The organism is Streptomyces tricolor, assembly GCF_002155905.1.
Classification (GTDB): domain Bacteria; phylum Actinomycetota; class Actinomycetes; order Streptomycetales; family Streptomycetaceae; genus Streptomyces; species Streptomyces tricolor.
Window position 1 is genome coordinate 1 of the sequence record NZ_MUMF01000423.1, and the last position, 7,757, is coordinate 7,757.

The 7,757-nt window shown below is 73.1% G+C and carries 8 protein-coding genes, 2 tRNA genes and 1 pseudogene; 2 read left to right on the plus strand and 9 right to left on the minus strand.

Going from position 1 to position 7,757, the window contains the following annotated elements:
• Together CCN44_RS28040 and CCN44_RS28045 are read right to left on the minus strand one after the other, a co-directional pair.
• A partial coding sequence (locus CCN44_RS28040) for a PAS domain-containing protein (protein ID WP_143649996.1) occupies window positions 1-2,822 on the minus strand: 2,822 nt, incomplete at its 3' end.
• Between the two features lie 235 nt (window positions 2,823-3,057).
• The gene (locus tag CCN44_RS28045; RefSeq protein WP_086700586.1) at window positions 3,058-3,537 is read right to left on the minus strand and encodes an SSI family serine proteinase inhibitor; all 480 of its coding nucleotides are present in this window, start codon (window positions 3,535-3,537) and stop codon (window positions 3,058-3,060) included.
• Between the two features lie 199 nt (window positions 3,538-3,736).
• Here CCN44_RS28045 and CCN44_RS28050 point away from each other — a divergent pair.
• Together CCN44_RS28050 and CCN44_RS28055 are read left to right on the plus strand one after the other, a co-directional pair.
• Window positions 3,737-3,827: transfer RNA gene (locus tag CCN44_RS28050), tRNA-Ser, on the plus strand.
• Window positions 3,828-4,041: 214 nt separating this feature from the next.
• Window positions 4,042-4,114 (plus strand) — tRNA-Arg (locus tag CCN44_RS28055).
• 77 nt (window positions 4,115-4,191) lie between these two features.
• Here CCN44_RS28055 and CCN44_RS28060 read toward each other — a convergent pair.
• The 7 genes and pseudogenes from CCN44_RS28060 to CCN44_RS28095 all read right to left on the minus strand — a co-directional run.
• On the minus strand, window positions 4,192-5,418 hold the full coding sequence (locus CCN44_RS28060) for a site-specific integrase (protein WP_086700589.1): 1,227 nt from the start codon (window positions 5,416-5,418) through the stop codon (window positions 4,192-4,194).
• Complete coding sequence (locus CCN44_RS28065; protein WP_086700592.1) at window positions 5,415-5,621, minus strand: helix-turn-helix domain-containing protein; 207 nt, start codon at window positions 5,619-5,621, stop codon at window positions 5,415-5,417. Before CCN44_RS28065 ends, CCN44_RS28060 begins: the two co-directional genes overlap by 4 nt.
• The gene (locus CCN44_RS28070; RefSeq protein ID WP_237481135.1) at window positions 5,618-6,550 is read right to left on the minus strand and encodes a replication initiator; all 933 of its coding nucleotides are present in this window, start codon (window positions 6,548-6,550) and stop codon (window positions 5,618-5,620) included. The genes CCN44_RS28065 and CCN44_RS28070 overlap by 4 nt, the downstream gene beginning before the upstream one ends.
• Window positions 6,551-6,691: 141 nt before the next feature.
• The gene (locus CCN44_RS28080; RefSeq protein ID WP_086700602.1) at window positions 6,692-6,937 is read right to left on the minus strand and encodes a SpdD protein; all 246 of its coding nucleotides are present in this window, start codon (window positions 6,935-6,937) and stop codon (window positions 6,692-6,694) included.
• Window positions 6,938-6,962: 25 nt separating this feature from the next.
• Window positions 6,963-7,157: a hypothetical protein gene (locus CCN44_RS28085; RefSeq protein WP_086700605.1), complete on the minus strand. Its 195-nt coding sequence runs from the start codon at window positions 7,155-7,157 to the stop codon at window positions 6,963-6,965.
• A gap of 16 nt (window positions 7,158-7,173) precedes the next feature.
• Window positions 7,174-7,365 (minus strand): mobile element transfer protein, encoded by a 192-nt coding sequence (locus CCN44_RS28090; RefSeq protein ID WP_014673670.1) that lies wholly within the window; start codon window positions 7,363-7,365, stop codon window positions 7,174-7,176.
• 11 nt (window positions 7,366-7,376) lie between these two features.
• A pseudogene (locus tag CCN44_RS28095) lies at window positions 7,377-7,757 on the minus strand (DUF2637 domain-containing protein); the annotation flags it as partial.

Here is a 7,757-nt window from a genome sequence, read left to right on the forward strand (position 1 = left end):
CGGCGCCGGCGGCCGGTCGGGGCACTGGTCGGATGCGGTTGCGGCGGGGTGTGGTCGTCGGCCTGGTCGAGCGGTACGGCGTCGTGCCGGCCGTCGTCACCCGGGACGCCCTCGACCGAGAGCGGCATCTGCGCGGGCACCTGCACCTGACCGGGCAACGGCAGGGCACCGGGCAGCGGTCCGCCGCCCTGGGGCCGGCCGTCGGCACCGGCAGCCGCGCCGGGAGCGGCGGGACCCGCGCCGGGCACGGCCGGGGCGCCCGGCGCCACCGGAACACCGGCGCCCGGCGCCACCGGCGCACTCGCACCCGGCGCCACCGGCACGGCCGCACCCACGGCGGGGGCGGTGCCGTTCGCGGCGTCCGGGGCCTGCGGGGACCGGTCGGCCTCGGCCGGCGGCAGGGCGAAGACCGTCCGCGTGCCGCTCGCCTCCTGCGCCGCGGCCCGCTCGGCCGCCGCGGCCAGCGCCCGACGGCGCCGCCCGCCCGGCTGCGCGCCCTCGGTTGCCGCCTCGCCGCCCTGCGCCGGAACCACCGGCCCACCCTCGGCCGGTACGGCCTGCGCGCCCGGAGCCACGGGCGCGCCCGGCAGGGCCTGCGCGCCCGGCATCGGCTGGTGGCCGCCGGCCGCCGGAAGGGCCGGCGGCAGGGCGGCCTGCGGGGCGTCGGAGCCGCGGCGGGCACGCCGGCCCGTGGGCACGGGCACGCCCTGCGGCGGCACGGTGCCACCGAGCCCCGTGCCCGAGGCGGCGGCCCCCGCCCCCTGCTCGGCCGCGGTCACCACGGCCCCCTCGGCCACACCCTGGGCCTCGCCAGCACCGGCGCTGTCGGCGTTGCCGGTCTCGGCGGGCCGTCCACGGCGTCGCCCGGTCCCGCCGGACGCGGTCTCCGCGCCCTCGGCGGGTACCGCGGCGGCCTCCTCGGCGGGCGCGGCGGCCCGCCGCCGGCGCCGTCCGGTCGGCGCGGGCGCCTCCGCCTCGCCGGCGTCACCCGGGCCGGCCACGTCACTCTCCAGGAAGGCGTCCGTGGAGGCCCGCCGGCCCCGCCGCCGGCCGCCGCCGACCGTCTGCTCGGCCGCGCCGGAGTCCTCCGCGGCGCTCTCGCCGCCGTCCGGAACCGGTGCCGCGACCGGGGCCTCGGTGTCCGCCGCGGCGACCGCGCCCGCCCCGCCGCCGAGCGGCACCTCCAGGACGTAGGCGCTGCCGCTCATGCCCGGCACCTCGTGCGTCTGCAGCACACCGCCGTGGGCGCGCACGATCCCGCGCACGATCGGCTCGTGCACCGGGTCCCCGCCGGCGTACGGCCCGCGCACCTCGATGCGCGCGACCTCGCCGCGCTGCGCGGCGGCCACGACGACGGTGCTGTCCAGGTAACCGCCCGCCGAGACGGGCGTGTTGCCGGTCGCGTCGACCCCGGCGACGTCCGCCACCAGGTGCGCGAGCGCGGTGGCGAGCCGCTGCGGGTCGACCTCGGCCTCGATGGGCGGCGCGTGGACGGCGAACTGCACGCGTCCCGGCCCGATCAGCTCGACGGCCCCGTCCACCCCGGCGGCGACGACGGCGTCCAGCATCACCTTCGTACGGGTGATGTCCTCGCTGCCCGCGTCCAGCCGCTGGTACCCGAGCACGTTGTCGATGAGGGTGGTGATCCGCGAGTAGCCGGCGGACAGGTGGTGCAGCACCTGATTGGCCTCGGGCCACAGCTGGCCGGCGTCGTCGGCGGCGAGTGCGGACAGCTCGCGCCGCAGCTCGTCCAGCGGCCCGCGCAGCGACTGTCCGAGCAGCGTGAGGAGCTGCTCGTGCCGCCCGGCGAGGGCCTCGTACCGGTCCTTCTCCCGCTCGGCGAGCGCGGCGTACCGCTCCTCGCCGGCCGCCAGCTCCTCCGCGTGCTTCTCGCGCAGCTCCTCGACCTCGGTGACATGCTGCTGGCGCAGCGCGGTCAGGTCGGAGGCGTGCTCCTCGGAGAGCCGTTCCAGCTCCTCGGCGTGCGCCTTCTCCAGCGCGGCCTTCTCCTCCACCAGGGCGTCGAACGGCCGCCGGTCGGTGAAGGTCATCACGGCGCCGACGAGCTGGTCCCCGTCCCGCACCGGCGCGGTGGTCAGATCGACCGGCACCTTCTTGTCGCCCTTGGACCACAGCACCTGCCCGCGCACCCGGTGCTTGCGCCCCGAGCGCAGGGTGTCGGCGAGCGGCGACTCCTCGTACGGGAAGGGCGAGCCGTCGGCGCGGGAGTGCAGCACCAGCGTGTGCAGCTCCTTGCCGCCCAGCTCACCGGCCCGGTACCCCAGTATCTGGGCGGCGGCCGGATTGACGAGCACGATCCGCCCGTCGGTGTCGGTGCCCACGACACCTTCCGCGGCCGCCCGCAGGATCATCTCGGTCTGCCGCTGCGAGCGGGCCAGCTCCGCCTCGGTGTCGACGGTCCCGGACAGGTCCCGGACCACGATCATGAGCAGCTCGTCGCCGGTGTAGCCGTAACCGTCGTACGCCTGCTGCCCGTTCTCCAGGTTCGCGCTGGTGACCTCGACGGGGAACTCGCTCCCGTCGGTCCGCCGGGCGACCATCCGGGTCGGCTTGGTCCGCCCCGTGGGATCCATGTGGTCGGGCCGTCGCATCGAGCCGGGGATGAGCCGGGAGTCGAACTGCGGCAGCAGATCGAGCAGCCCGCGCCCCACCAGAGCCGTGCCGGGCGCCTCGAAGGCCTCCAGCGCGATGGTGTTGGCGTTGACGACGGTTCCGTTGGCGTTGACCAGGACCAACGCGTCCGGCAGCGCGTCGAGTATGGCTGCGAGGCGAGCAGCGCCTCGGGATGGCCTGCTGCTCACGAGTCGCCTTCCTCCCTGTTACCGCACCTTGCCGACCGCTCGGGCCATCTTGCCAACCGGCCCGCGACGTGTCACGCGAGGGAGTCTAAGGGCACGGGTTGCGCTCGCGACGCCGGATGAGGGGGAGGTCCCACGACGAAGTGACGGCGAACGCATGACCGCATGCGCCGACTCCCCGAGACCTCCCCCGGACCTTTACGGAACCAATGCGTCCGCCACGTGCCCGAGCGGCCCGCTAGAAGCTGCCGGCCGAGGCGCCCATCTTCGGCAGCAGGGGCACCATCCGGTCCCACCGCCCGATCTCGCACCCGTTGCCGCGGTCGTACGAGGCGTCGACCGGGCGTCCGGCCCAGGTCCCGGTGACCCGGGCGGTGGCCGGGCCGCCGTAGAGCATGGTGCAGGTGGTGCCGGGAGCCGTCGGCGCGAAGGGATCCCGGCCCCACCGCGTGTTCGCCTCCAGCGCCCGGCAGGCCCCGGCGGCATCGGGATGCCGGCCGCCGCTGGGGTGGCAGGACACCTCGTACGTCCCGTCCCGCCCCGCCCCGGCGTGCCGGACCACGACGGTGAGGTGATCACCCCGGTCCTCGGGCCGCACGGGCGGCGGCAGGGCACCGGCCGCGGCGGCGGGTACGGCGGTCAGCGGGACGAGGGGCGCGACGGCGCAGAGGGACGCGAGCAGAAGGCGCCGCCCGGCGCCCGGAAGCACAGAGACCATGCCCGGTCCAACGCCGCTCCCCGCGAGACGTTGCGCCCCGGCCTCTCTCTCACCCCTCCAGCCCCTCCCGCCCCGCCGGGCGAAGCCCTTTGCCCTGCGGCCCGACTGCCTAGTACCGTGGGGGGCGATTGGTGACGCAGCACTCAACTGTGTCATCATCTGCACGCACCATTCGCGCGCTCGCGTGAGCGGTTGTGCTGGAGGCGTCGCCTAGTCCGGTCTATGGCGCCGCACTGCTAATGCGGTTTGGGCCTTAAAGCCCATCGAGGGTTCAAATCCCTCCGCCTCCGCCCAATCCCGAAGCCCCGGTCCCCAGGACCGGGGCTTCGGCGTTCCCCGGCTCCCGTCGCCTTCCCGGCGCCTTCCCCCCGTCCCTCGACGTTTTCGCAGGTCACAAGGGGTGTGCGGATCGGATTTCACATGACGGCGGCAGTCATGTAATGTTCTTCCTGTCGCCGCGAGCGGGCCGAAAGGGCCGGGAGCGGGGGCAAAACAAAAGAACAAGCACTCGTAGCTTAACGGATAGAGCATCTGACTACGGATCAGAAGGTTGCAGGTTCGAATCCTGCCGAGTGCACACAGGTGAGAGGCCCCGGAGAAATCCGGGGCCTCTTGGGTTTCAGGGGCGTACAGCAGCGAAGTACAGCAACCGTGTCAGCCGGCGCCGCCCATTGCATCGGACAGCTTGCCGAGCGCGTCCCGCACCTCTTCCTCGCTGGCTTCGGCGTAGACCTCCATCGTCATGGCGATCTGGGAGTGCCGCAGGATCCGCTGGGCGACCTTCGGGTGCACCTTCAGCGCGACGAGGAGCGAGCTGCACGTGTGGCGGGTGTTCCGGAGCGGGATGACGCGGACGCCGGCGCGGCGAGCCCGCAGCGCGAACATCCGGGTGAGGTTCCCCGGCTCGATCGGGGTGCCGTACTTCGTGGTGAAGACCAGATCGTGCGTGCCCTGCCACAGCTCCCCGGCCGCCTTCCGGTCCCCGATCTGCTGAGCCCGCCGCATACGGAGGGCCTTGAGGCACAGCGCCGGGAGGGGAAGGAAGTCGTCCGACTCCTCGGTCTTGGTTTCCCGGTGGAGGATCTGCCGCCCGGCCCGCTGGATCTGGTGATCCACGTAGATCTCACCCGCGTCGAAGTCCACCGACTTCCAGGTGAGCCCCAGGACCTCACCCCGGCGCAGGCCGAGACAGAGCACGAGCATCCAGGCGGCGAAGAGGTGATCGTCCCGCGCGGCACAGTCGGCGAGGAACCGGCCCGCCTCGGCGACCGACCAGGGCTTGATCCGGCGGCGGCGCGGTTTGGGGACCTTCACCAGCGAGGCGACGTTCTTGCCGATCTCCTCTTCGGCCACGGCATGGGTCAGGGCAGCACGGAGTGCGTCACGTGCGGCCTGGATGACGCGCCGGGACGGGAACGCCTCGCAGCACTCCCCGACGGCGCAACACCGCTGCCGTGCCTTGGCCCGCTTGGCGTCCTTGCCCTGGGCGCAGCACTGGCAGATGCCGGCCAGCTTGGTCAGCCACTCCCGGACGTCCCGGACGGTCAGCTTGTCGAGCCGCTTCCCGCCAAGGTGCGGGTTGATGTAGAGCCGTACGGAACCCTCGTACGACACGTACGACAGCGGGGCCAGGTTGGGCTTCACGATCGACTCAAGCCAGTAGGCGAGGAACGCTTGCACCGTGCGGTGCCGGGTCTGCACCGGGCCCTTGCTGGCTTCGCTGTGGAGCTTGATCCACTTCTCGTGGGTCTCCTCGCGTGTCTTGCCGTACACGTACTTCCGCTTGCGGTCACCCTCCGGGGTCGTGACCCAGACGTAGGCCGCGAAGCCGTTCTTGTACGGGTAGATGGAGCCCTCGCCGTTCGCGCGCTTTCCGCTCATGCCGCCCACTCCTCGGTCTCGGAGGCGCAGCGGGCCACGTACTCGTCCACCCAGGCCGGGAGGATCCGGCGGTTGCGGCCGATCTTCACGGACCGGATCTCACCGCTGAGGATGAGTGCCTTGGTCTTGGAGAGACCGAAGCCGAGCATCTCGGCGACTTCGGCCGTGGTGTGCCACTTACGGGTGATGGTCACCGTGGTCATGCGGTGGGCTCTCCTTCCGTTCCGGGGGCGGGTTCGAGGGATGCGGCAAGCCAGGCTTCGGTGTCGGACAGGCCGGTGCCGGCGAAGACCCAGTGGGCGAGGACGTACGTCGTGTCTGCCGGGCGTTCGGCGGTTGTTGTCTGGGCGCGGCGCCATTCGGCGCGGCCGTCGATGACCGGGCCGTCGACGCGTGCCTTGGTCGCTGCCGCCTGGATGGCGTCGGTGAGGAGTTCGGCGGTGGCCCAGGGCGGGGGCGGGGTGTCGGCGCCGCCGGGGCCGTCGAGGCGGATGACCGCGTGGAAGTGGACGGCTCCACGCTTCTGGTACTCGGCGACCTTGGCGAAGGAGACGCGGGCGTGGTCGCGGAACCGGCGTTGTGACAGGCCCGCGCGCTTGGCGACCTCCCGGCGGAGGTGGATGGAGAAGCGGCGCCAGAGCTGTCCGGCGTGGGCGTTCCAGAGCACGGCCGCCTCGTAGTCGTAGGTGCCCGGGTCGAGTGGGATGCCGAGTGTGGTGTCGTCCTGGTCGTGGTGGGTGCCGCAGCGGCAGGAGCGGCCGTCGCTGCGGCGGTTGTGGACCGGGCCGAAGCCGGGGGCGGTGAAGGTGGCGAAGACGCGGGGGTGCGCGGCGACGTGTTCCGGGGTGCCTTTGCCGCCGCGCAGTCCGGCGGTGATCAGGTGGAAAGTGTCGCGGCGGTAGACCTCGGCGCAGGCCGGGCAGCGGGTGGTGCGGCGGTTGTTGCAGCGGACGAGGAGTTGGCCGGCCGGGAGGGTGGTCGAGTCGAGGTGGTGGAGGACGCGGCCGATCTCGCCGGTGGTGGTGTCGATGTCGTACTCGGTGCGGTGGCCGTCGAGGCGGATCGGGTGGGTGCAGCCGCCGAGCCCGGAGAGCTGCCGCAGGATGCCCGGCAGGTTGCCGTTTTCGGCCAGCCTCGCGAGTTCCGGGAGCGGGGGCGGGGTGGTGCGGGTGAAGATGGCGGTCTCCTTCTGACTGGATCGGTCAGGGGTGATGGGCCCGGGGCGGCCGGATGCTTGGCCGTGTCGCGGCCGTCCCGGGTGCGGTCGGACGGGTCAGCGCCGGTGCTGCTCGCGAAGCAGGGAGCGCAGGACGACGGTGGCGACTGCCACGGAGATGGCCGTGACGGCGACGGCGGCCAGGAGCGCGGTGAGGACGACTCCGCCGACGAGCAGGGCCACGACCGTCTTCTGATCCACGGGAAGGGACGCGTGGCCGCGTCGGGCGGGCGCCGGATCGGTGGGCGCTTGGGTGTGGGCGGACGGCGGGGTCGGGTTCTCCGGGTACTTGGGCAGGAACACGGCTTGGCCTTCCTTATCTACTCGTCTAGTCATGTGAGCCGTTTACGACGCCGACGCCGGACCGCGTACCGGACTCGATGGCGGGGGCGAGAAACGTGTGCGAGAGCCAGAAACCGAACAGCGCGATGAGGACGACGATCCAGGGGCGGACGCCGAGGAACTTGATCGCTCCCCAGACGAAGAACCCGAGGATGAGGACGAGTGGCAGGCTGACGGTCACGGTGGTCCGGGTCCTTTCAGCGGACGGGGCAGCGGTGGGTGCGGGCGGCCAGCTCGGCGGCGGCGCGGCTGTCGTAGTCGGCGGAGAAGCCGCAGCGCGGGGCGGTGCAGGCGGCGGTGTGCTTCTCACGGCCCCGGTTGTCGTAGGAGGTGCCGACCTGGACGGGGCCGATGCGGGTGACGTTGCGGAAGCTGCGGTTGGCGGACACGTGGTCTCCTCTCAGAGGTGGGCGGCGATGGCTTCGGCCATCGGTTCGGGGACGCCGAGGCGGGCGCGGAGGGTCGGGGTGTCGATGGGGGCGCCGGTACGGGCGTGGTGCTCGGCGGCGACCTTGCGGGCGTGGTCGACCAGGGCGGACGGGACCGGGACGGGTGTCGGGCGCGGCGGTGTCTCGATGGAGGGTTCTTCGGGGACGGTTTCGGGCTCGGCCACCTGGTCCTCGATGACTTCCGCGTCGGGGTCTGGCTCGGGTGCGGAGTGGGCGAGGAGCGTCCCGCCGAGGAAGGCGATGGCGGGCCAACCCGCGACGAGGATGCGCAGCCAGGCCGGGACGTTACCGAGGTCGAGGAGGCCGGCGGTGGCGACGTTGGCGCCGAGGGA